The organism is Kitasatospora sp. NPDC001540, from assembly GCF_042894345.1.
Taxonomy (GTDB): Bacteria; Actinomycetota; Actinomycetes; order Streptomycetales; family Streptomycetaceae; genus Kitasatospora; species Kitasatospora phosalacinea_C.
The window spans coordinates 117,202-139,094 of sequence record NZ_JBIAVO010000005.1; the positions used below are offsets into that span (position 1 = coordinate 117,202).

At 76.2% G+C, this 21,893-nt stretch carries 18 protein-coding genes, 1 pseudogene and 1 riboswitch; of the genes and pseudogenes, 10 read left to right on the top strand and 9 right to left on the bottom strand.

Annotation, left to right across the window (positions count from 1 at the left end):
• Positions 1 to 20: 20 nt before the first annotated feature.
• From ACFY00_RS08975 to ACFY00_RS09000, 6 genes and pseudogenes are all read left to right on the top strand, one after another.
• Positions 21 to 860, top strand: a pseudogene (locus ACFY00_RS08975) (rhamnogalacturonan lyase); the annotation flags it as partial.
• A 147-nt stretch (positions 861 to 1,007) separates the two neighbouring features.
• Positions 1,008 to 1,090: riboswitch (cobalamin riboswitch) on the top strand.
• 53 nt (positions 1,091 to 1,143) lie between these two features.
• Positions 1,144 to 2,085, top strand: coding sequence for a cobalamin biosynthesis protein (locus ACFY00_RS08980; RefSeq protein ID WP_388028841.1), 942 nt, complete (start codon positions 1,144 to 1,146; stop codon positions 2,083 to 2,085).
• Positions 2,086 to 2,206: 121 nt separating this feature from the next.
• A complete protein-coding gene (locus tag ACFY00_RS08985; protein WP_388028843.1) occupies positions 2,207 to 3,757 on the top strand; it encodes a cobyric acid synthase in 1,551 nt (516 codons plus the stop codon).
• 35 nt (positions 3,758 to 3,792) lie between these two features.
• Positions 3,793 to 5,790, top strand: coding sequence for a putative cobaltochelatase (locus ACFY00_RS08990; protein WP_388029200.1), 1,998 nt, complete (start codon positions 3,793 to 3,795; stop codon positions 5,788 to 5,790).
• A gap of 5 nt (positions 5,791 to 5,795) precedes the next feature.
• Positions 5,796 to 6,392, top strand: coding sequence for a cob(I)yrinic acid a,c-diamide adenosyltransferase (cobO, locus tag ACFY00_RS08995; protein ID WP_388028846.1), 597 nt, complete (start codon positions 5,796 to 5,798; stop codon positions 6,390 to 6,392).
• A 4-nt stretch (positions 6,393 to 6,396) separates the two neighbouring features.
• Positions 6,397 to 7,779 carry a cobyrinate a,c-diamide synthase gene (locus ACFY00_RS09000; protein WP_388028849.1) on the top strand — a complete coding sequence of 461 codons (1,383 nt, stop codon included), beginning with the start codon at positions 6,397 to 6,399 and terminating at the stop codon, positions 7,777 to 7,779.
• A gap of 90 nt (positions 7,780 to 7,869) precedes the next feature.
• Here ACFY00_RS09000 and ACFY00_RS09005 read toward each other — a convergent pair whose 3' ends face one another.
• A complete protein-coding gene (locus tag ACFY00_RS09005; RefSeq protein WP_388028851.1) occupies positions 7,870 to 9,453 on the bottom strand; it encodes a DUF4190 domain-containing protein in 1,584 nt (527 codons plus the stop codon).
• A 149-nt stretch (positions 9,454 to 9,602) separates the two neighbouring features.
• Between ACFY00_RS09005 and ACFY00_RS09010 the strand changes: the two genes are divergently transcribed.
• Together ACFY00_RS09010 and ACFY00_RS09015 are read left to right on the top strand one after the other, a co-directional pair.
• A complete protein-coding gene (locus tag ACFY00_RS09010; RefSeq protein WP_388028853.1) occupies positions 9,603 to 10,277 on the top strand; it encodes a GntR family transcriptional regulator in 675 nt (224 codons plus the stop codon).
• A gap of 5 nt (positions 10,278 to 10,282) precedes the next feature.
• Complete coding sequence (locus ACFY00_RS09015) at positions 10,283 to 10,765, top strand: OsmC family protein (protein WP_388028855.1); 483 nt, start codon at positions 10,283 to 10,285, stop codon at positions 10,763 to 10,765.
• Positions 10,766 to 10,785: 20 nt separating this feature from the next.
• Here the strand turns inward: ACFY00_RS09015 and ACFY00_RS09020 are convergent, their stop codons facing one another.
• Both ACFY00_RS09020 and ACFY00_RS09025 read right to left on the bottom strand, forming a co-directional pair.
• A complete protein-coding gene (locus tag ACFY00_RS09020; RefSeq protein ID WP_388028857.1) occupies positions 10,786 to 12,414 on the bottom strand; it encodes an ABC transporter permease in 1,629 nt (542 codons plus the stop codon).
• On the bottom strand, positions 12,411 to 13,334 hold the full coding sequence (locus ACFY00_RS09025) for an ATP-binding cassette domain-containing protein (protein WP_388028859.1): 924 nt from the start codon (positions 13,332 to 13,334) through the stop codon (positions 12,411 to 12,413). Before ACFY00_RS09025 ends, ACFY00_RS09020 begins: the two co-directional genes overlap by 4 nt.
• A 102-nt stretch (positions 13,335 to 13,436) precedes the next feature.
• Here ACFY00_RS09025 and ACFY00_RS09030 point away from each other — a divergent pair, with 102 nt between their 5' ends.
• On the top strand, positions 13,437 to 13,919 hold the full coding sequence (locus ACFY00_RS09030) for a GbsR/MarR family transcriptional regulator (protein ID WP_388028861.1): 483 nt from the start codon (positions 13,437 to 13,439) through the stop codon (positions 13,917 to 13,919).
• A gap of 188 nt (positions 13,920 to 14,107) precedes the next feature.
• On the opposite strand, the gene ACFY00_RS09035 is transcribed toward ACFY00_RS09030, so the two are convergent.
• The 3 genes from ACFY00_RS09035 to ACFY00_RS09045 are packed head-to-tail and all read right to left on the bottom strand — an operon-like array spanning position 14,108 to position 17,432.
• On the bottom strand, positions 14,108 to 15,196 hold the full coding sequence (locus tag ACFY00_RS09035) for a TolB family protein (RefSeq protein ID WP_388028864.1): 1,089 nt from the start codon (positions 15,194 to 15,196) through the stop codon (positions 14,108 to 14,110).
• A gap of 34 nt (positions 15,197 to 15,230) precedes the next feature.
• Positions 15,231 to 16,532 (bottom strand): MFS transporter, encoded by a 1,302-nt coding sequence (locus ACFY00_RS09040; protein WP_388028866.1) that lies wholly within the window; start codon positions 16,530 to 16,532, stop codon positions 15,231 to 15,233.
• A 6-nt stretch (positions 16,533 to 16,538) separates the two neighbouring features.
• Positions 16,539 to 17,432, bottom strand: a complete 894-nt coding sequence (locus ACFY00_RS09045) for an alkaline phosphatase family protein (RefSeq protein ID WP_388028869.1) — start codon at positions 17,430 to 17,432, stop codon at positions 16,539 to 16,541.
• A 268-nt stretch (positions 17,433 to 17,700) separates the two neighbouring features.
• Between ACFY00_RS09045 and cobC the strand changes: the two genes are divergently transcribed.
• A complete protein-coding gene (gene cobC / locus ACFY00_RS09050; protein ID WP_388028871.1) occupies positions 17,701 to 19,179 on the top strand; it encodes an Rv2231c family pyridoxal phosphate-dependent protein CobC in 1,479 nt (492 codons plus the stop codon).
• A gap of 230 nt (positions 19,180 to 19,409) precedes the next feature.
• On the opposite strand, the gene ACFY00_RS09055 is transcribed toward cobC, so the two are convergent.
• Genes ACFY00_RS09055 through ACFY00_RS09065 form a run of 3 tightly spaced genes read right to left on the bottom strand, consistent with a single transcriptional unit; the run spans position 19,410 to position 21,882 of the window.
• Entirely contained in the window at positions 19,410 to 20,189 is a 780-nt protein-coding gene (locus ACFY00_RS09055) for an MOSC domain-containing protein (protein WP_388028873.1), read from the bottom strand.
• A complete protein-coding gene (locus tag ACFY00_RS09060) occupies positions 20,186 to 20,722 on the bottom strand; it encodes a hypothetical protein (protein ID WP_388028875.1) in 537 nt (178 codons plus the stop codon). The genes ACFY00_RS09055 and ACFY00_RS09060 overlap by 4 nt, the downstream gene beginning before the upstream one ends.
• Complete coding sequence (locus ACFY00_RS09065) at positions 20,722 to 21,882, bottom strand: M48 family metallopeptidase (protein WP_388028878.1); 1,161 nt, start codon at positions 21,880 to 21,882, stop codon at positions 20,722 to 20,724. The genes ACFY00_RS09060 and ACFY00_RS09065 overlap by 1 nt, the downstream gene beginning before the upstream one ends.
• Between the last annotated feature and the right edge of the window lie 11 nt (positions 21,883 to 21,893).

Here is a 21,893-nt window from a genome sequence, read left to right on the forward strand (position 1 = left end):
GATGGCACGAAGCGGGGGCGGGCGCGGGGCGACGGGGTTGGGTGAACCGACGAGTCGGCGGCGGACGGTTCCGGGGCCCTCCGCGGGGCGCCCGGACGGTCGCGGACGTGGACGGCGACGGGCGGGACGAGATCGTCCACGGGGCGATGGCGCTGGACGACGACGGGTGCGGGCTGTGGAACACCGGGCAGGGGCACGGCGACGCGATGCACGTCGGCGACCTCGACCCGGGCCGTCCGGGGCTGGAGGAGTTCAAGGTCGACGAGACCACCACCACGTACTCGGCCTGGTTCGCGGACGCGAGAACCGGCCAGATCCTGTGGCACCAGCCCGACTGCGGCTGCGACAACGGGCGCGGCGTCTCCGACGACGTGTACGCGGGCAGTCCGGGCGCCGAGTCCTGGTCCTCCGGGGTCGGCGGCCTCTACGGCGCCAGGGGGCAGAACCTCGGCCGCAAGCCGGGTTCGGCCGACTTCACCGTCTGGTGGGACGGCGACCCGGTGCGCGAACTGCTCGACGGCACCCACGTCGACAAGTACGGCACCGCGGCCGACATCCGGTTGCTGACCGCCTCCGGCGTGCACGCGAACAACGGCACCAAGGCGACGCCGTCGCTCTCCGCCGACCTGTTCGGCGACTGGCGCGAGGAGGTGGTGTGGCCCACCGCCGACAACCGGGCGCTGCGGATCTGCTCCACGCCGGTGCCGACCGCGCTGCGGATCACCACGCTGATGCACGACGTGCAGTACCGGGAGGCGGTGGCCTGGCAGAACACCGCGTACAACCAGCCGCCGCACCCGGGCTTCTTCCTCGGCGACGGCATGCCGACCGCGCCGCGGCCCGCCGTGCGCACGCCCTGAGCGACCGGTGGGCGCGCTGAGCTGCGGCCACGGCCCCGCCCGACCCGTCCGGCGGGGCCGTGGCCGGGTGTGACCAAACCCTCCACCGCCTCGGTTGACCGCACCGAAGCGGGCGTGGTGGGATCTTCGGGCCAAACGGAGGCAAGCAGAGGAAGCCGGTGCGAGTCCGGCGCGGTCCCGCCACTGTGACCGGACACCCCGCGCGGGGGTGACCGGGAGTCAGGAGACTCTGGCCCCCGTTCCGTCGATCCAGGGCGCGGACCCTGAGTGAGGACACGACGCCATGGGGGCTGCCCCGTACCTGGTGGGCGCGGCCGCGGGATACCTCGCGGACGCCCGGTTCGCAGACCCCCGGCGCGGACACCCCGTCGCCCTGTTCGGCACCGCCGCGGCCCGCCTGGAGCGCCGCCTGTGGCGCGACCACCGCGGCGCCGGGGCGCTGCACACCGCGCTCGCGGTCGGCGCGGTGGCGGGCGCGGCCCAGCTGGCCGCCCGGGCGGTGCACCGCTCGCCGCTCGCCGCGGGAGCGCTGGCGGCGGCGGCCACCTTCACCGTGCTGGGCGGGACGTCGCTGACCCGGGAGGCCCGGACGATCGGGCGCTCGCTGGCGGACGGCGACCTGACGGCCGCCCGGGAGCGGCTGCCGCACCTGTGCGGGCGCGACCCCTCCGGCCTGGACGGGCAGCAGGTGGCGCGGGCGGTGGTCGAGTCCGTCGCCGAGAACACCGCCGACGCGGTGGTCAACGCCCTGGTGTGGGGCGGCGTCGCGGGCGTCCCCGGGCTGCTGGCGTTCCGGGCCGTCAACACGCTGGACGCGATGGTCGGGCACAGGTCGGCGCGCTACCGCCGCTTCGGCTGGGCCGCGGCCCGCCTGGACGACCTGGCGGGCTGGCCGGGCGCCCGGCTGACCGCGCTGCTGACCGTCGCCGCGTCCGGCGCCCCGGCGCGGGCCTGGCGGGTCTGGCGGCGGGACGGCTCCGCGCACCCGAGCCCCAACGCGGGCCAGGCCGAGGCCGCGTTCGCGGGCGCGCTGGGCGTGCGGTTGGGCGGGACGCTGCGCTACGGCGAGCGGGTCGAGCACCGGCCCGTGCTGGGCGCGGACCTGCCGCCGGTCGGCGCCGCCGACATCGAACGCGCCTGCCGGCTCTCCCGCCGGGTCGGCGTGCTCGCCCTGGCGGCCACGCTGGGCGTGCGGGCGGCGCTGGGCCGGCGGCGGCGCGGGTGACCCCGCCGCGGTGCGGGATCACGGTTCAACTGACTTCTACTGCACGGGACTTCGGCAGGTCGCCGTTCCCCGCTCACGGTTCCGCGCGCCCCTGGTGGGGCGCTTCGAAAGGAGTTCGCCGGTGAACGGCGCGCTGTTGGTGGCCGGGACGACCTCGGACGCCGGGAAGAGCGTGGTGACGGCGGGCATCTGCCGCTGGCTGGCCCGGCAGGGGGTGCGGGTGGCGCCGTTCAAGGCGCAGAACATGTCGCTGAACTCCTTCGTGACGGCCGACGGGGCGGAGATCGGCCGGGCCCAGGCGATGCAGGCGCAGGCGGCGGGGGTGGCGCCGGAGGCGGCGATGAACCCGGTGCTGCTGAAGCCCGGCGCGGACGGGCGCAGCCAGGTGGTGCTGCTGGGCCGTCCGGTCGCCGAGGTCGGCGCGCTGGATTACCGGGAGCGCAAACCGGTGCTGCTGGAGCGGGCGTTGGAGTGCCTGGCGGACCTGCGCGCGCGCTTCGACGTGGTGGTGTGCGAGGGCGCGGGCTCCCCGGCGGAGATCAACCTGCGGGGCGGCGACATCGCCAACATGGGCCTGGCGACGGCGGCCCGGCTGCCGGTCGTGGTGGTCGGGGACATCGACCGGGGCGGGGTGTTCGCGTCGATGTTCGGGACGCTGGCGCTGCTGTCGGCCGAGGACCAGGCGCTGGTCGCGGGCTGGATCGTCAACAAGTTCCGCGGTGACGCCCGGCTGTTGGAGCCGGGGCTGGAGATGCTGCGCGGGCTGACCGGCCGTCCGGTGCTGGGCACGCTGCCGATGCTGCCGGGCCTGTGGCTGGACGCGGAGGACTCGCTGGGCCTGGCCGCGGTGGCCTCCCGTCCGGCGGCGGGCGGGCCGGTGGGGGCGGAGGTGCTGCGGGTCGCGGTGGTGCGCCTGCCGCGGCTGTCGAACTTCACGGACGTGGACGCGCTGGCGCAGGAGCCGGGCGTGCTGGTGCGCTGGGTGACCCGGCCGGAGGAGATCGCGGACGCCGACCTGGTGGTGCTGCCCGGCACCCGGGCGACCGTCGCGGACCTGGCCTGGCTGCGCGCGCAGGGCCTGGCCGGGCCGCTGGCGGCGCGGGCCGCGGCGGGGCTGCCGGTGCTGGGGGTGTGCGGCGGCTACCAGATGCTGGGGCGGGAGATCGTCGACGGCGTGGAGTCGAAGGCGTCCGGCGCGGTGGACGGCCTGGGGCTGCTGCCGACCCGGGTGGTGTTCGGCGCGGACAAGGTGCTGGCCCGGCCGTCGGGGGTGGCGCTGGGCGAGCCGGTGGAGGGCTACGAGATCCACCACGGCGTGGCGGCGGTGGAGGGCGGCGAGCCGTTCGTCACCGACGCCGCCGGGCGGCCGCTGGACGGCTGCCGGGCGGGCGCGGTGTGGGGCACCACCTGGCACGGGCTGCTGGAGAACGACGCCTTCCGCCGGGCCTTCCTGGCCGAGGTGGCCCGCGCCGCCGGGCGCGCGTTCGTCCCGGCGCCGGACACCTCCTTCGCCGCCGCCCGCGAGCGGCAGCTCGACGCGCTGAGCGACCTGGTCGCCGAGCACGCCGACACGGACGCGCTGTGGAAGCTGATCGAGAACGGGGCACCGGCGGGCCTGCCGTTCGTGCCGCCCGGGGCCCCGGCCCCGCTGGAGATGGGGAGTGCGAAGTGACCGAGGCCCGTTATCCGTTCACGGCGATCGTGGGCATGGACGACCTGCGGCTGGGGCTGCTGCTGAACGCGGTCTCGCCCGCCGTGGGCGGGGTGCTGGTGCGGGGCGAGAAGGGCACGGCGAAGTCGACGATGGTGCGGGCCCTGGCCGGACTGCTGCCGTCGATCGCCACCGTCACCGGCTGCCGGTTCGCCTGCGACCCGGCCGCGCCGGACCCGCAGTGCCCGGACGGGCCGCACCCGGGGGCGGCGGCGGCCGAACGGCCCGCGCAGCTCGTCGAGTTGCCGGTGGGCGTCACCGAGGACCGGGTGGTCGGCTCGCTGGACCTGGAGCGGGCGCTCGCCGAGGGCGTCCAGGCGTACGAGCCGGGCCTGCTGGCGAAGGCGCACCGCGGCGTGCTGTACATCGACGAGGTGAACCTGCTCCAGGACCACTTGGTGGACCTGCTGCTGGACGCGGCGGCGATGGGCCGCTCGTACGTGGAGCGCGAGGGCGTGTCGGTGCGGCACGCGGCCCGGTTCCTGCTGGTCGGGACGATGAACCCGGAGGAGGGCGAGCTGCGGCCGCAGTTGCTGGACCGCTTCGGCCTGACCGTGGAGATCGCGGCGACCCGGGACGCGGACGAGCGCGCCGAGGTGGTGCGGCGGCGGCTCGCGTACGACGCCGATCCGGTCGGCTTCGCGGCCCGCTGGGCGGAGCGGGAGCGGGAGCTCGCCGAACGGATCACCGCCGCGCGGGAGTTGCTGCCGAGTGTCGAGCTCTCCGATCTGGCGCTGCGTCAGATCACCGCCGTGTGCGCGGCGTTCGAGGTGGACGGTCTGCGCGCGGACATCGTGATGGCCCGCACCGCGGTGGCGCTGGCCGCCTGGGCGGGGCGCACGACGGTGCTGGAGGAGGACGTCCGCAAGGCCGCGCAGCTGGCGCTGCCGCACCGGCGGCGGCGCAACCCGTTCGACGCGCCGGGGCTGGACGAGGAGCAGTTGGACGAGACGCTGGCCGAGCACCAGGGCCCGCCGGAGGAACCGGAAGGGCCGGAAGGGCCGGAGGACGACGGTCCCGGTGGCGGCGGTGGCGGCGCGCCCGACCCCGGCGGCCCCGGCGACCTCGGTGACGCCAACCCGCCCGCCGGTGAGGCGGGTTCGGACGACGTGCCCGCCCCGCCGCGGCAACGCCCGGGCGGCTCGCGGGAGTCGGCGCCGGTCGCGGCCGACCAGCCGTACCGCACCCGGCTGTTCAAGGTGGACGGCACCGGCCGCGGCGCCCAGGGCCGCCGCTCCCCCGCCGAGACGGCGGCCGGGCACACGATCCGGGCCCGCCGCCCGCAGGGCCGGCTGGCGCGGCTGCACCTGAGCGCGACGCTGCGCGCGGCGGCCCCGCACCAGCTCGCCCGCGGGCGCGGCGGGCGGGCGCTGGTGCTGCGCCGGGACGACCTGCGCGAGCAGGTGCGCCGGGGCCGGGAGTCGAACCTGGTGCTGTTCGTGGTGGACGCCTCCGGGTCGATGGCGGCCCGGCAGCGGATGACGGCGGTCAAGGGCGCGGTGCTGTCCCTGCTGATGGACGCCTACCAGCGGCGCGACAAGATCGGCCTGGTGACCTTCCGGGGCGCGGGCGCGGAGCTGGCGCTGCCGCCGACCTCCTCGGTGGAGGTCGGCGCGGCCCGGCTGGAGCAGTTGCCGACCGGCGGCCGGACGCCGCTGGAGGCGGGCCTGCTGCGGGCGCACGAGGTGCTGCGGGTGGAGCGGCTGCGCGACCCGGACCGGCGCCCGCTGCTGGTGGTGGTGACCGACGGCCGGGCCACCGGCGGCAGGGACGCGCTGCCGCGGGCCCGCCGGGCGGCCGGTCTGCTGGCGGCGCAGGGCGTGGCCGCGGTGGTGCTGGACTGCGAGTCCGGACCCGTCCGACTGGGCCTGGCACGGGAGTTGGCGGCGCACCTGAACGGTGAGGCGGTCGGCCTGGACGACCTGCGGGCCGAAGGGGTGGCCGCGCTGGTGCGCGAGACCCGTACGAAGACGACGATGCGAAAGGCGGCGTGAGCAGCATGCCCAAGGGAGTGGCGGAGAACGTCCCGGACGACGGCCTGACGACCCGGCAGCGCCGGACGCTGCCGATCACGGCGGTGCACACCGGGCCGGGCAAGGGGAAGTCGACGGCGGCGTTCGGGATGGCGCTGCGGGCCTGGAACCAGGGCTGGCCGGTCGGGGTGTTCCAGTTCGTCAAGTCGGCGAAGTGGAAGGTCGGCGAGGAGAACGCGCTGCGGGTGCTCGGCGAGTCCGGGCAGGGCGGCACGGTGGCCTGGCACAAGATGGGGTCGGGCTGGTCGTGGGTGCAGCGCGACATCGAGTCCTCCGAGGAGGCGGCCCGGGAGGGCTGGGAGCAGGTCAAGCGCGACCTCGCCGCCGAGACGTACCGGTTCTACGTGCTGGACGAGTTCACCTACCCGCTGCACTGGGGGTGGATCGACGTGGCGGAGGTGGTCGAGGTGCTGCGGGAGCGCCCGGGCAGCCAGCACGTGGTGGTGACGGGCCGGTACGCGCCCCCGGAGCTGGTCGAACTGGCGGACCTGGTCACCGAGATGACCAAGGTGAAGCATCCGATGGACGCGGGCCGCAAGGGCCAGCGCGGCATTGAGTGGTAGCGGGTTGAGCAGCGCGATTCCGCGGCTGGTGGTGGCCGCGCCGTCCTCGGGGGCGGGCAAGACCACGGTGGCCACCGGCCTGGTCGCGGCGCTGGCCGCGCGCGGGCTGAAGGTCTCCCCGCACAAGGTCGGCCCCGACTACATCGACCCCGGCTACCACGCGCTGGCCGCCGGGCGCCCGGGCCGCAACCTGGACGCCTGGATGAGCGGCCCCGAGCGGATCGCCCCGCTGTTCGCGCACGGCGCGGCCGGGGCGGACGTCGCGGTGGTCGAGGGCGTGATGGGCCTGTACGACGGGGCCGCCGGGCGGGGCGAGCTGGCCTCCACGGCGCAGGTCGCGAAGCTGCTGCGGGCGCCGGTGGTGCTGGTGGTGGACGCCTCCTCGCAGTCCCGGTCGGTGGCCGCGCTGGTGCACGGCTTCGCGTCCTGGGACCCGCAGGTGCGGCTGGCCGGGGTGATCCTGAACAAGGTCGCCTCGGACCGGCACGAGACGCTGCTGCGCGAGGCGCTGGAGGAGGGCTCGGGCGTGCCGGTGCTGGGCGCGGTGCGCCGGGCCGGGGCGGTCGACACGCCCTCCCGGCACCTGGGCCTGGTCCCGGCCGTGGAGCGCTCCGCGGAGGCGCTGCGGGCGGTGCGCGAGATGGGCGAACTGGTCGGCCGGTCGGTCGACCTGGACGCGGTGCTGGCCCTGGCCCGGACCGCCCCGCCACTGACCGACGCCCCCTGGAGCGCGGCGGCGGAGGTCGAGGCGCTCGACGGCCCCCGGCCGCGGATCGCCCTGGCGGGCGGCGCGGCGTTCTCCTTCTCGTACGCGGAGAACGCCGAACTGCTGGCCGCCGCCGGGGCCGAGGTGGTGCCCTTCGACCCGCTGCACGACGAGCGGCTGCCAGAGCGGACGGCCGCGTTGGTGATCGGCGGCGGCTTCCCCGAGGTGTACGTCTCCGAGCTGAGCGCCAACGCGGCGCTGCGCGCGGCGGTCGCCGAACTGGCCGCCGCCGGGGCGCCGGTGGTCGGCGAGTGCGCCGGACTGCTGTACCTGGGGCGGGAGTTGGACGGCCTGCCGATGTGCGGGGTGCTGGACACCGCGGCCCGGATGACGCCCCGGCTGACCCTCGGCTACCGGGAGGCGGTGGCGCTGGCCGACTCGCCGCTCGCCGCGGCGGGCTCCCGGGTCCGCGGCCACGAGTTCCACCGCACCGCCACCGACCCGGCGGCCGGTCCGTCCCCCGCCTGGGGCTGGCGCACTCCCGCCGGGCCGCACACCGAGGGCCACCTGCGCGGCTCGGTGCACGCCTCGTACCTGCACCTGCACTGGACCGGCGCGCCCGCCCTGCCGTCCCGCCTGGTGCGGCACGCCGCCGCCTGGAGCCGGGAGCGGGGCCGGTAGCAGGACCGCGCGGGGCCGGTGAACGCCGACGGGGCCGGGTGACGGCGGGTCACCCGGCCCCGTCGAGGCGGACGCGGAGGCGGCGGCGGGTCAGACCAGTTGGTCCGAGGGGTGCTTGACCGGCTCCTCGTCCTGGGTGGCCAGCTTCAGGGCGCGGCGCAGGTCGAGGATGTACTCGTCGCCGAGGTGCCCGTGGGCGGTCCTCATCTCGTCCTCGACGGTGCCGCTGTCCTTGGCGGCCGCGGCGGCCCGGAAGTGCTGGGCGGCGACCTTGGTCTCCTTCACCAGCTGGGTGACGGTCGACTTGTCGACGCCGGCCCAGTGCGCGGCCTCCAGCATCGCGGCCTGCTTGTCGGCCCCGACGGCCAGCTTGCCGGCCCAGGTGCGGAAGGCCTCCGGGTCGTCCGCGACGTCGAGGTCCTCGTCCGGCTCGTCGATCCAGAGCCGGTCGAACTGGTCGGTGGCCTCCAGGAACTGCACCTGGTCGGAGGTCAGGTTGCTGCGGTCCTTGCGCAGCGAGCCGGTGCTGGACTTGTCCGTCTTCAGGAAGCAGACGATCCGGCGGCCGCCGACCGCGTTCCAGGACTCCCGGTCCGGGTAGGCGAACGGGTACTCCGTCGCCTCCGGGATCGACCAGGTGTCCATCACGTACTCGTCCAGGTGGTGCGAGCAGAGGTCGTCGGCCTCGTCCTTCAGCGCCTCCTCGCCCGGGTAGCCGCCCTTGGCGGTGGACACGCCCGCCCAGAACACCTCGGAGTTGTGCGGCGCCGAGCAGTCGGGCTTCCTGGTCGCGGTCCTGGACGCCAGGTTGGCGCAGTCGCCGATGTTCAGGTTCAGCGGCGAGAGCGGCGAGAGCCCGGTGCCGCCGGCGCCGTGCGTGGCGGTGGAGGTGGCGCGGCCGCGCGGGTGGGCGTCCTCCTCGTAGCTGCCGCTGAAGGCGCCGGTCGTGACGGCCAGGACCAGCAGCAGCAGCCAGACCGTGCCGATCACGACGGCCGAGACCGCCATGCCCTTGCCGCGCTCACCGGTCCGCTTGATCTGGACCAGCGCGGCGATGCCCAGGCCGATCCCGATGATGCCCAGATAGCACAGGAAGCTCACCACCAGCGCGGCGATCGCCAGCCCGTTGGTGTACAGCGACCGGGGCGGCTGCGGGTAGCCCACGAAGCCCGGGTGGCCGGGCACCTGGCCCGGGAACTGCCCCGGCACCTGGACCGCTCCCGGCGGGTAGGCGCCGTTGCCCCACGGCTGGTGGACGCCGGTGGGGGCCCACGGGTTGGCGGGCGCGGCGGCCGGGGCGCCCGGAGCCGCCGGGACGCTCGCCGCGGGGGCGGCCGGGGGCGAAGCGGCGGGCGCCGCCCACGGGTTGGCGGGCGCGGGGGCGGTGACGGCGGGCTCGACCGTCGTCGGGGTGGGGGCCGTGGCGGCGGGCCCGGCCGTACCGCCGCCGCCGGGTATGTCGCGCTTCGCGAACGAGACCGCAGGGGTCGGCACCGCGTCCGACACCGGCTCCGGCACCGCGTCCGTCGGCGGCTCCGGCAGCGCGTCCGTCGGCGGCTCCGGTTCCGCGGGCGGGGCGGACTTCTCCAGGGAGAGGGCGGGCGGGGCGGGCGGGGTGTCGTCCCGAGCGGCGTCCGGTTCGTCCTTCCCGGTGCGCTCCTGGTCGAACGACATGGTGTGTTCCCCCCTGCGATGGGTACGGGTCGAGGCTGCGCGAATATAGCGGACCGCACCGTCCGGGCCCCAACGAGTTCCCGCCCTGCGCTCGTGCCCCGTGCACACGCTCATTGCATGCAATGCATGCAGAGTTGTAGCCTGGCGCCGTGCAGACCGAGAGCACCCGCCGCCGCCTGCGGGAACTGATCCTGGACGGCCACTACCCACCGGGTTCCCGGCTGGGCGAGGTGGAGGTCGCCGGAACGCTGGGGGTGAGCCGCACGCCGGTGCGGGAGGCGTTCCGGGCGCTGACCGCGGACGGGCTGCTGGCGGGCTCCGGGCGGGGCCTGCGGGTGGTGCGGCTGGACGCGGCGGAGCTGGCGCAGGTCTACCGGGTGCGGGCCGCGCTGGAGGCGCTGACGGCCGAACTGGCGGCGGAGCGGCAGCGGGCCGGCCGGCTGGCCCCGGCCGAACTGGCGGACCTGGCGGAACTCGCCGACCGCACCCACCGGGCCACCGCGGACGGGGAGTTGGCCGCGGGCGTACGGCTGAACCGGGCGTTCCACCGGCGGATCGCCGAGCTGGCCGCGAACCCGGTCGCCCTGCACACCCTGGACCGGCTGTGGGACCAGATCCAGGTCTCCACCCTGCGCTCCCTGCGCGCGCCCGCCCGCACCGGCCTGGTGGACGCCCAGCACCGCGCCCTGCTCGACGCGATCACCGCCGGTGACCCGGAGGCCGCCGCGGCCGCCGCCCGCCGACACGTCCTGGACACCTGCGCGGCCGACCGACCGGCCGACGCGGACGCGGCCGACAGCGACGGCCCCGACGACAAGGAGTGACCCGCATGGCCTTCTCCCGCTCCCACCACTACGCGGTCCGGACCGAGTGGACCGGCAACCTCGGCACCGGCACCGACCACTACCGCTCCTACACCCGCGACCACACGGTCTCGGCGGAGGGCGTGCCGAGCATCCTGGGCAGCTCCGACCCGACCTTCCGCGGCGACCGCTCCCGGTGGAACCCGGAGCAGTTGCTGCTGGCCGCGCTCTCCCAGTGCCACATGCTCTCCTACCTGCACCACTGCGCGGTGAACGGCGTGGTCGTGCTCTCCTACGCGGACGGGGCCGAGGGCACCATGGAGACCGAGGGCAACGGCGGCCGGTTCACCTCGGCGGTGCTGCGGCCGCGGGTCGAGATCGCCGAGGAGTCGATGCGGGAACGGGCCGTGGCCCTGCACGGCCCGGCGTCCCGGGACTGCTTCATCGCCTCCTCGGTGAACTTCCCGGTGCACCACGAGCCGGTGGTGACGGTCCGCGCCGCGGACTGACGCCCCCGACCGGCCGTGCCTCAGCCCAGGTCGCGGCGGCGCAGGCCGGTCAGGGCGGCGGCCGCGGTGAGGGCGGTCAGGGCGGTGATCCAGAGCAGCGGCGCGGCGTCGACGCGGCCCCCGGGCAGGTGCGGGAGGTGGCTGAACGGGGACAGGTCGAGGACGCCCTGCGGGAGTTGCAGGATCGGGCCGAGCCAGGCGACCAGCACGAACACGCCGAACCCGGTCCAGCCCGCGGCCGCCCGGTGCGGCAGCAGGGCGTACCCGGCGAGGGCGGCGGCCGCGGTGAGCCAGACCGCGGGCAGTTGGACGAGGGTGGCGCCGAGCATCCGGCCGACCGCGCCGCCGGTGCCGTGGCCCAGCGCCAGGCCCTCGGCCAGGCCCGCGGTGAGGCCCGCGGCGGCCAGCAGCAGGGCGGTGCCGAGCAGCGGGAAGAGCAGGTGCCCGGCGGCCCAGCGCAGCCGGGAGACCGCGCCCGCGAGGACGGGCTCGGCCCGGCCGGAGACCTCCTCGGCGCGCATCCGCAGCACCGCCTGGACGGCGTACACGGCGCTGACCATGCCGAACACGGTGGCGATGCTGGACAGGTAGGCGTTCAGCACGCCCTGCTGCCCGCCCATCCGGGCCAGCACCTCGGCCATCTGCTGGTTGTCGCCGATCAGGTCGACCACGCCCTTGGCGACACCGCCGAAGACCGCGCCGGCGGCCGCGAGGGCCAGCGTCCAGCCGAGCAGCGGGCCGCGCTGCAGGCGGCGGGCCAGGGCGGCGGCGCTCGCCAGGGCGGGCGCGGCCGCGGCGGGGCCGGGGCGCTGCGGGAGCAGCCCGGCGCCGAGGTCGCGGCGGGCGACCAGGGCGCGGGCCAGGACGGTGAGCAGGGCGGCCCCGGCCAGCGGCAGCAGCAGGACCCACCAGCGGTTCCCGGCGAACGCGCGGACCTGCTCGGACCAGCCGATCGGGGACAGCCAGCTGATCCAGGAGGTGCCGCTGCCCGCGTCGCCGATCGCCCGCACCACGAAGGCGGTGCCGATCGCCGCCCCGGCCAGGCCGTTGGCGGCCCGGGCGGTCTCGGCGAGCTGGGCGGTGACGGCGGCGAGCGCGGCGAAGAACAGGCCCGCGGTGCCGAGCGCGAGGCCGAACGCGAGCGACCCGGCGGCGCTCTGACCGGCCGCCAGCAGGGCGGCGGCGACCAGGGCGGCCAGCGCGGCGTTCGCGGTGAGCGCGGCGGCGAGGGCGGCGGCGAGCGGGGCCCGGCGGCCGACGGCGCCCGCGCCGATCAACTCCAGGCGGCCGTCCTCCTCCTCGGCGCGGGTGTGCCGGACGACCAGCAGGGTCGACATCAGGGCGGCCAGCACCGTCCCGAACACGCCCATCCGCCAGGCGGTCAGCCCGCCGGTGGTGGAGCCGTCGAAGATCGGGCCGTACAGGGCGCGCAGCGAGCCGTTGCCGTCGATCCCGGCCGCGAAGGTCCGCCGGGAGGCCTCGTCGGCGTACAGCTTGCGGAAGGAGAAGACGGTGGAGGCGACCATGGCGGTGCCGAGGTAGACCCACACCGGCAGGGCGATCCGGTCGCGGCGCAGGGCGAGGCGGTAGAGGACGCCGGTGCCGGTGAGGCCGTGGCCGCCGGGGGCGTCCAGGGCGTGGCCGCTCATCGGACGACCGCCGCGGCGGGCTCGCCGGATCCGCCGGGTTCGCCGGGGGCGCTCTCGTAGTGGCGGAGGAAGAGCTCCTCCAGGGTGGGCGGGCGGCTGGTGAGGGTGCGCAGGCCGACGGCGTTGAGTGCGGTGAGCAGGTCGCCGAGCCGGTCGGTGTCGACCTGGCAGCGCAGCCGGTGGCCGTCGACGGCCAGGTCGTGGACGTAGTCGGGGCGGGGCGGGGGCCCGACGAGTTCGGCGTCGATCGAGGTGCGGGTGAGGTGCCGCAGGTCGGCGAGGGTGCCGGTCTCCACGGTGCGCCCGGCCCGGATGATCGAGACCCGGTCGCAGAGCGCCTCCACCTCGGACAGGATGTGGCTGGAGAGCAGCACGGTGGCGCCGCGGTCGCGGGCCTCGGCGACGCAGTCGCGGAAGACCTCCTCCATCAGCGGGTCCAGGCCGGAGGTCGGCTCGTCCAGGATCAGCAGGTCGACGTCGGAGGCGAACGCGGCGACCAGGGCGACCTTCTGCCGGTTGCCCTTGGAGTAGGCGCGGCCCTTCTTGGTCGGGTCGAGCTCGAAGCGTTCCAGCAGCGCCGTCCGGCGGGCCGGGTCCAGGCCGCCGCGCAGCCGCCCGAGCAGGTCGATCGCCTCCCCGCCGGAGAGGTTGCGCCACAGCGTCACGTCGCCGGGGACGTAGGCGAGTCGGCGGTGCAGCGGCACCGCGTCCCGCCAGGGGTCGCCGCCGAGCAGGACGGCGGTGCCGGAGTCGGCGCGCAGCAGGCCGAGCAGGACGCGGATGGTGGTGGACTTGCCGGAGCCGTTGGGCCCCAGGAACCCGTGGACCTCGCCCTGCTCGACCGTGAGGTCCAAGCCGTCCAGGGCGCGGGTGCGGCCGAAGGTCTTGACCAGGCCGGACACCGAGATGGCGGTTGTCATGGGTTCGAAGCTACTCTTGTTTCACAGATTCGTGAAGTTACTGAAAGCCCTGGATCCTCGCGGCGCCGAGGGCACGCGGGACGGCGGCGGAAGGCGGGCGGCGTGGGCGAGGCGGACGGGACCGGGCGGCGGGACCCGGCGGTGGTGGGCGAGTTCGTGGAACGGTTCGCCGCCGTGCTGGTGGACGCCGGGTTCCCGCGGATGCCCGCCCGGGTGTTCACCGCCCTGCTGACCTCCGACTCCGGCCGGCTGACCTCCGCCGAACTGGGCGAACTGCTGCAGGTCTCCCCCGCCGCGGTCTCCGGCGCCGTCCGCTACCTGGTGCCCGTCGGCCTGGTCGGCCGGGAGCGCGAACCCGGCTCGCGCCGCGACCGCTACCGCGTCCACGACCACGTCTGGTACGAGCTCACCGCCAGCCGCGACCGCACCCTGGCCCGCTGGGAGACCGGCCTGGCCGAGGGCATCGAGGCCCTCGGCCCGGACACCCCGGCCGGGCGGCGGCTCGCCGAGTCGCTGGAGTTCTTCGCCTTCCTGCGGGCGGAACTGCCCCTGCTGATGGAACGCTGGCGCGCCGGCCGGTCCTGACGGCCGGTCACCTTGCCCGCACCGCAGGCGTGCACCGGTAGGCGGCGGATTCCCGGCGGACGAACCCGACCCGCTCGTACAGCCGGTTCGCGGCCTCCCGGGACGGGCGCGAGGTGAGATCGAGGGTGCGCGCGCGCCCGCCTCGGCGGCCGACTCCAGGGCCCGGCCCGGTGCCCGCGGCCGGGCTGTCAGCCCAGGTAGGCGGGGGCGACCGCGGAGCGGGTCAGGACGGCGGGGGTGCCGGTGCCGTCGGCGGGGACGGTCCACAGGTCGGAGCCGTAGTCGCCGGGCATCGAGTAGAGCAGGGTGCGGTCGTCGGCCCACAGCGCCTGGTCGTCGATGTTGCGCTGCTCGGCGGTCGCGGTCTCGGTCATGGTGGCGAGGTCGAGCACGTACAGCCGCCAGGGCGCGGCCGGGTCGGCGCCGTCCACCCGCTTCTTGTAGGCGACGCGGGTGCCGTCCGGGGAGAGCGAGGGGCACTCGACGTTCTGGTGCAGGGTGGTGAGGGTGCGGGCGGCGAGGTCGCCCCTGACCAGGTGGGTCCGGCCGCCGGTGGCGACCGTCGCGTAGAAGGCGTTGTCGTCGGCGAAGGTGACGCCCCAGACGTTGACGTCGGCGGCCTGCACCGGGTGCCCGTCCTCGACCAGGTGGAAGTTCTCCAGGTTGTCGTAGAACTGCCAGTTGCGGGTGTCGACGATCGCGGTGCGGGTGGAGAAGTTCGTGCCCGCGTACGAGTCGCCGCTGACGAACACCGTCCAGCCGACCAGGTGCCCGGACGGCGAGACCCGGGCCCGGGTCGGGATGCCCGGGGCGGGGAAGCGCCGGACCTCGTGCAGCGAGGCGTCCAGCACCGAGGCGTGGTACGTGTCGTCCAGGGCGCCGTGCTCGGCCTGCAGGCAGATGCCGGTGCCCGCGGCGGCGTGGAAGCGCAGGCACTTGACGCCGGACGCGGTGCGCGGGCCGTCCGGGGCGTCGGCGGGCACCGCGGCGATCTCGTCGCGGTGCGGGCCCCAGGCCAGGTTGCGCACCAGCAGGCGGCGGCCGCCCGCCGCGTCCAGCGAGAGCGTGCCCGCGTGCACCGGCGGCCCGCCCGCCTGCTCCTGGTCGCGCCGGTCGGCGCGGTCCGCGGCGTACCGGACGGCGCCGATGCCGACCCCGGCCAGCAGCAGCACCGCGACCAGCAGCACCAGGAGTTTGCGGCGCAGCGGCGAGGGGCCCTCCGGCCCGGGCGCGGGCGCCTCGGCGGGGGCGGGGTCGACGGTGGCGGGAGCGGTCATCGGAAGGCCCTCCGGGCGGGTGTTCAGCGGGTGTTCAGCGGGTGGCGGCGGGGGTCGCGGGGCGCAGCAGGAGGGTCGCGGCGAGGGCGGTGACGGCCAGCGCGGCCGCGGTGACGGCCAGCGCGGGGCGGGGGCCCCAGAGCGACCAGGCGGCGCCGAAGGCCAGCGAGCAGGCGAAGCGGGCCAGCGCCTGGCCGGTGCCGACCAGGGCCTGGCCGGCGCCCTGCTGTCCGTCGGGGACGGTCGCGGCGGTGGCGGCGGCCAGCACGCCGTCGGTGGCGGCGTAGAAGGTGCCGTGCAGCAGCAGGACGGCGACCGCGGCGGGCACGCCGTGCAGCGGGGACAGCACGACGGCGTAGCCGCCGAGCAGGGCGGCGTGGCCGAGCAGGAACAGGGTGCGGCGGCCGATCCGGTCGGCGACCAGGCCGAGCGGGACGGCCAGCAGCAGGAAGACCGCGGCGGTGCCCAGCGGCAGCAGCGGGAACAGGTGCGCGGGCAGGGCGAGTTGGCGCTGCAGCAGCAGGTACAGGAAGGAGTCGCTGACGGTGGTCAGGCCGAGCAGCACGGCGGCCAGCGTGAGTCGGCGCAGCGCGGGCCCGCGCAGCAGCGCCAGCGCGTCGCGCAGCGTGGGCCTGGGCGCGGCCGGGTCGGTCACCGGCAGGCCGGCCCGGGTGATCCGGCCGGGGACGAACAGCACCAGCAGCAGCACGCCGAGCACCGCGACGCAGCCGGAGACCGTGAACACCGCGCCGTAGCCGGCCCGTTCGGCCCGGTCGTCGGCGATCCGCAGCACCGCGAAGGCCAGCAGCGGGCCGATCAGCGCGCCGGTGGTGTCCATCGCGCGGTGCACGCCGAACGCCCGGCCGCGGTGCTCGGGCGCGGTGGCCAGCGAGATCATCGCGTCCCGGGGGGCGGTGCGCAGGCCCTTGCCGGTGCGGTCGACCGCCAGGACGCCGCTGATCAGCGGCAGGGTGTGGACCAGCAGCAGCAGCGGCTTGCACAGCGCGGACAGGCCGTAGCCGAGCCCGGCGACCAGCTTGTGGCCGCGGCCGCCGCGGTCGGCGAGGTGGCCGCCGAGCAGCCGCACCAGCGCGCCGACGCCGTTGTTGATGCCGTCGAGCAGGCCGAAGCCCAGCGGGGACAGGCCCAGCGCGCTGACCACGTACAGGGGCAGCACCGCGCTGACCATCTCGGAGGAGACGTCGGTGACCAGGCTGACCGCGCCGAGCGCGAGCACGGTGCCGGGGACGGCGGCGGCCCGCCGCCCCGGACCGGGGTCCGGGGCGGCGTCCGCGGCGCGGTCACTCTTCGTGGAGCGGGCGTCCGCGAGGTACATCGGCCGTCAGTTCCAGATGCCGGTGATGTCGCCGGCCGAGGCGGCGTTGCCCGCGTGGGTGGTCAGGCCCGCCAGGTCCTCCAGGGTGCGCAGCACGTTGTAGTGGTTGTAGGTGGTGGCGGTGCTGGAGCCCGGGGTGACGTGCTGCCCGTAGATCACCGTCGGGATCCGGTTGCCGGAGAGGCTGTTGTCCTCGTCGAAGGTGACGATCAGGATGCTGTTGTGGGTCTGCGCCCAGGTCGCGTAGGCGCTCAGGTTGTTCTTGATCCAGGTGTCGCCGGTGGTCACCGAGCAGTCGTGCATGTCGTTGCACAGGTTCGGCACCACGAAGGAGACCTTCGGCAGCTGGGTGTAGTCGGTCGGGAACTGCGCCATGGTGTACGCGGTGTTGGTCGGCACGTTGGAGAAGCCGAACCACGGGTTGTGCTTCTGCGCGTACTTGCCGCTGGAGTTGGAGCAGACGGTGGAGCCCTGGCTGGGCAGGCCCTCGTTGTACGAGCCCCAGGTCTTGCCCGCGGCGATCAGCTCGGAGCCCAGGTTCGGGGCCGTCATCGAGCCGACGCTCACGCAACTGTCGTCCGTGCGGCCCTGGTTGGAGCCGGAGAACAGCATGTAGTAGTTCGGCTCCGACGGGTGGGTCAGGCCGTACGACTGGGTCAGGTTGGCGCCGCCCGCCTTGAGCGTGTTGTTCAGGTACGGGGCGCTGGAGCTGCCGATGACCTGGCTGTACGCGTGGTTCTCCATCACCACGACGACCACGTGGTCGGGGGTCGGCAGACCGGCGGCCTGCGCGGTCGAACCGGTGGCGGCCCACAGGCCGAGGGAGGCGGCGGTGAGGGCGACGGCGCTGCCGATCGCGGTCAGCCGGTGCTTGGCGCGGCTGCTGAGCTGAACGGACATGACGGAAGGTCCTCCGGAGCGGGGGAAGTACCGGACAGGGGTGGAGCGCCGGAAACGCTAGGGCGGGGTCCGTGACCGCCGAATGCCGCCCGACATGAAGAAAAGGCGAACGGTTGGCTGAGCAACTTCGGCCCGTCGGCGCTTTTCGGCCAGCCGGGCGACGCTTCTCACACCTGTCCCGATTGACCCTGCTCGGACCGACATGGTGGGATTCTCGCGGCCCGGCGGCACGGGCCCGCACGGGCACAGCGGACAGGGAGGGCCGGTCGTGGCGGACGGCGCACCCCGCACCCCGGCATGCGCCCCCCACCTGGTGCTCGGCCTCGGACTGCGCCGCGGCACCCCCGCCGCCGAACTGCTCCGCGCCGCCGACGCGGCCCTCGCCGCCCACGGCCTCGACCGCACCGCCGTCGCCCTGGTCGCCACCCTCGACGGCAAGCTGTTCGAACCCGGACTGCAGGCCGCCGCACGGGAGTTGGGCGTCCCGCTGACCGGCCACCCGGCCGCCGTGCTGGCCGCCGCGAAGGTGCCCGGCGGCTCCGCCCGGGTCGCCGCCGCCGTCGGCACCCCCAGCGTCGCCGAGGCCGCCGCCCTCGTCTCGGCCGGACCCGGCGCACGCCTGCTCGCGCCGCGCACCGCCACCGCCGCGGCCACCGCGGCGCTCGCCGCCCCGCCCGCGGCTCCCCCCGCACCGCCCCCAGGAGGACAACAGGTGAACCAGCAGCCCGATCTGCGCCATCACGGCGACGCCGAAGTGCGCTCCGCCGGGCTGGTCGACCTCGCCGTCAACGTCCGCACCGGCACCCCGCCGCCCTGGCTGCGCGCCCACCTCGCCGCCACCCTCGCCGACCTCGCCGCCTACCCCGACGGCACCGCCGCCCGCGCCGCCGTCGCCGCCCGGCACGGCCGCCCCGCCGAGGAGGTCCTGCTCACCGCGGGCGCGGCCGAGGCGTTCGTGCTGCTCGCCCGCGTCCTGCGACCGCGCCGCGCGACCGTCGTGCACCCGCAGTTCACCGAACCCGAAGCGGCCCTGCGCGACGCCGGGCACCCCGTCCACCGCGTCCTCCTCACCCCGGAGCACGGCTTCCGCCTGCCGCCCGGGGCCGTGCCCGAGGACGCCGACCTGGTGGTGGTCGGCAACCCCACCAACCCCACCTCCGTCCTCCACCCCGCCGCCGCCCTGGCCGAACTGGCCCGGCCCGGGCGCACCCTGGTCGTCGACGAGGCCTTCATCGACACCGACCCCGGCGAGAGCCAGAGCCTGGCCGCCGTCCGCGACCTGCCCGGCGAGGTCGTCGTCCTGCGCAGCCTCACCAAGACCTGGGGACTGGCCGGGCTGCGGATCGGCTACCTGCTCGCCCCCGCCCCGCTGGTCGCCGCCCTCGCCGCCGCCCAGCCGCTGTGGCCCGTCTCCACCCCCGCCCTCGCCGCCGCCGAGATCTGCTCCGCCCCCGCCGCCCTCGCCGAGGCCGACCGCGCCGCCCGCACCACCGCCGCCCACCGCGCCCACCTGCTGGCCGGCCTGGCCACCGTCCCCGGCCTGCGCGTCCACGGCACCCCGGCGTCCTCCTTCGTCCTCGTCCACCTCCCCGGCGCGGCCGCCGTCCGCACCCGCCTCCGCGAAGCCGGCTACGCCGTCCGCCGCGGCGACACCTTCCCCGGCCTCGGCCCCGACTGGCTCCGCATCGCCGTCCGCGACCCGGCCACCACCGACGCCTTCCTCGCCGCGCTGCACGAGGCCCTCTGAAAGGGCTCGGGAAGGACGGCGGGACGCGCATCCAGGGGCTCGGGGAACGGCGGTGGCCCCGTCAGGGGCTCGGGGAACGGCGAGTCCGAGCTGCTGACGGCCGGAGCCCACCGGAGGTCCGTGCTGCTTCGGGCCGCAGTAACAGAACCCGAAGCCACCACACGCACCGGCAGTGAACCGTGAGCAGCCCCGGCCCCGCCGTTCCCCGGGCCCCTGAAGGGGCTCTCGTCTCAGCGGAGCGTGACCGCGTCCCCCGCCCCCACCACCCCCGGGCTGAGGACCTGCGCGTAGACGCCCAGGCACGGCAGCGGTTGCATCGCGGGCAGCGGCCGGACCCGGTTCTCCCGGGCCGGGCGGCGCAGGGCCTCCGGGTCGGCGGGCAGGGGGCCGTGCGGGAGGGTCGGGACGGCGCAGCGGGGCGTGGCGGCGATGACGCGCAGTCGCAGTTCGGGTCCGACGGCGAGTTCGCGGCCGATCCAGGTGTTCTCCTCCCACGGCTCGCCGTCGTGGCCGATCACCAGGTTGGGCCGGTAGCGGGCGGCGGGCGCACCGGCCAGGGTCGCGGTGGTGACCAGGTGCAGCGGGGCGAAGTCGAAGAAGCTGCCGGGCTCCGAGGCCGAGCCGAACTCCTGTTCCGGGGAGTCGACTTCGGCCTCGACACCGGCCGCCAGCACCTGCTCCGGCACGGACCGCCGCAGCTTCGCCCCCACCGGCCGCTCCCCGATCAGCCGCACCGGCCGTCCGAGCAGCGCGGAGATCCCGTCGTCGTCGAGCACGCCCCCGTCCGGGCCGGTGATCCGCACCCCGCCGCCCGCCAGGCTCTCCGCCCGCAGCGTGAGCAGCCGCCGCCAGGCGCGGGGCTCCTTGGCGCTGGCGATCCGGCCGTCGGTGAGGTCGAGCAGGGCGTGGCGGCGGTCGCCGTCGAGGCCGTGGCGGTCGATCCCGGCCCGGGCGGTCTCCTCGCCCAGCAGCGACTTGACGGGGTAGCGGCGCAGCGCGGTGACGATCAACTCGCGTTCTCCTTCGCCCAGTCGGCGAGCACGGTGAAATCGGCGGCCCGCAGCCCGTACCGGTGGTCGACCGGCAGGGTGAGGGCGGGGGCGGGGTGGTGGGCGGCGATCCAGGCGGTGTCCTGCGGGGACATCTCGTCGTCGACCCAGGCGAACGGGCGTCCGGCGGCCCAGGCGACCAGGTGGCGGGTCCTCCAGTGCAGGCCGTCGGGGTCGCCGTGGTGCATGGACGGCCAGTCGACGTACGGGAGTTCGGGCAGGCCGAGGAGCGGGGCGAGGTGCTGGTTGGCCTCGTCCTTCCAGGTGGTGGCCCAGACGAGGTCGTAGGGCAGGGCGAGCAGCGCGGGCCCGTGGTCGGGGTGCAGCCAGACCCGCAGCGGTTTCGGGTTGCGGATGCCCGAGGCGCGCTGGCGTTCGCGCCAGGTCCGGGACGGGACGCGGTGGGTGAGGTAGCCCTCGGGGCGGCGGTAGGGGCTGCCGACGTACGGGGCGAGCGGGCCGTCGACGTCGAGCATGAGCAGCGGGAGGGGCATCAGGCGGCGTCCTTCCGGGCGAGCCAGCTGCGGGCGGCGGCGATCCGGCGGCCGGTGCTGGGGTGGGTGGCGAGCAGCAGTTCGACGGCGCGCGGCGGGTAGGGGTCGGCGACGTTGGTGACCGCGAGGCGGCGCTGCATGGCGATGAACTGCTGGGCGTCGCCGGTGAGTTCGAGGGCGTGCCGGTCGGCGCGGGCTTCGATGCGGCGGCTGGCGGCGCACTGCACGGGGGTGCTGAGCGCCCCGAGCAGGGCGGCGAGGGCGGCCAGCAGCGGCAGGGAGCGCGGGTCCTGGACGTCGGCGGCCCCGGCCGCGTCGAGCAGCGGCCGCCAGGCGAGCAGGGCGGCCAGCACGGGGACCACCAGGGCCGCGCCGAGGGCGCCGAGGGCGGTGCCGGTGGCGACGTCCCGGTGCTTGACGTGGCCGAGTTCGTGGGCGGCGACGAGTTCGATCTCGCGCGGCTCGGCGGAGGAGAGCAGGGTGTCGTGGACGACGATCCGCCGGGTCGGGCCGAACCCGGAGACGTAGGCGTTCAGCGCGGTGGTGCGGCGGGAGGCGTCGGCGACCAGCACGTCGCGCACCGCGATGCCGTCGCGGCGGGCCAACTCCAGCAGGGTGGTGCGCAGTTCGCCCTCGGGCAGCGGGGTGAAGCGGTTGAACAGCGGCTCGATGACCAGTGGGTGCAGGAAGGAGAGCGCGACGGTCAGCAGCGCGGCGGCGGCCGCGGCGGGGATCCACCAGTGTCCGGGCGAGCGGCCGATCAGCGCGTACAGGCCGAGGGCCAGCGGCAGGAACAGGGCGAGCGCGACGGCGGTGCCGCGCAGCGCGTCCACCGCCCAGCCGGCCCAGCCCTGGGTGACCAGGCCGTACCGGGCGGAGACGGCCCGCACCCGGGCCGAGAACGGCAGCGTCACGGCCCGGCCGAGCAGCACCAGCGCCGCGCTGCCCGCCAGCACCTCGGCCGCCCAACTGCCGCCGAACCAGCCGCCGACGGCACTGACCAGGCCCGCCCCGGCCGTGGTGAGGCCGAGGACGGCGCTCAGCGCGAGCGAGGCCAGCTGCCCGCCCAGCGCCCACGGCAGCCGGGCCCGGCGCAGCGCGCGGCCGCGGGCCAGCTCCTGCGGGGTGAAGTCGGCGTCGGTGGGCGCGGTGTCAGCCATGGGCCCAGCGT

Coding starts and splice junctions, on each gene's coding strand:
- ACFY00_RS08980 (WP_388028841.1), top strand. CDS start 1,144: ATGGGGGCTGCCCCGTACCTGGTGGGCGCGGCCGCGGGATACCTCGCG.
- ACFY00_RS08990 (WP_388029200.1), top strand. CDS start 3,793: ATGGACGACCTGCGGCTGGGGCTGCTGCTGAACGCGGTCTCGCCCGCC.
- cobO (WP_388028846.1), top strand. CDS start 5,796: ATGCCCAAGGGAGTGGCGGAGAACGTCCCGGACGACGGCCTGACGACC.
- ACFY00_RS09005 (WP_388028851.1), bottom strand. CDS start 9,453: ATGTCGTTCGACCAGGAGCGCACCGGGAAGGACGAACCGGACGCCGCT.
- ACFY00_RS09015 (WP_388028855.1), top strand. CDS start 10,283: ATGGCCTTCTCCCGCTCCCACCACTACGCGGTCCGGACCGAGTGGACC.
- ACFY00_RS09020 (WP_388028857.1), bottom strand. CDS start 12,414: ATGAGCGGCCACGCCCTGGACGCCCCCGGCGGCCACGGCCTCACCGGC.
- ACFY00_RS09025 (WP_388028859.1), bottom strand. CDS start 13,334: ATGACAACCGCCATCTCGGTGTCCGGCCTGGTCAAGACCTTCGGCCGC.
- ACFY00_RS09035 (WP_388028864.1), bottom strand. CDS start 15,196: ATGACCGCTCCCGCCACCGTCGACCCCGCCCCCGCCGAGGCGCCCGCG.
- ACFY00_RS09040 (WP_388028866.1), bottom strand. CDS start 16,532: ATGTACCTCGCGGACGCCCGCTCCACGAAGAGTGACCGCGCCGCGGAC.
- ACFY00_RS09045 (WP_388028869.1), bottom strand. CDS start 17,432: ATGTCCGTTCAGCTCAGCAGCCGCGCCAAGCACCGGCTGACCGCGATC.
- ACFY00_RS09060 (WP_388028875.1), bottom strand. CDS start 20,722: ATGCCCCTCCCGCTGCTCATGCTCGACGTCGACGGCCCGCTCGCCCCG.
- ACFY00_RS09065 (WP_388028878.1), bottom strand. CDS start 21,882: ATGGCTGACACCGCGCCCACCGACGCCGACTTCACCCCGCAGGAGCTG.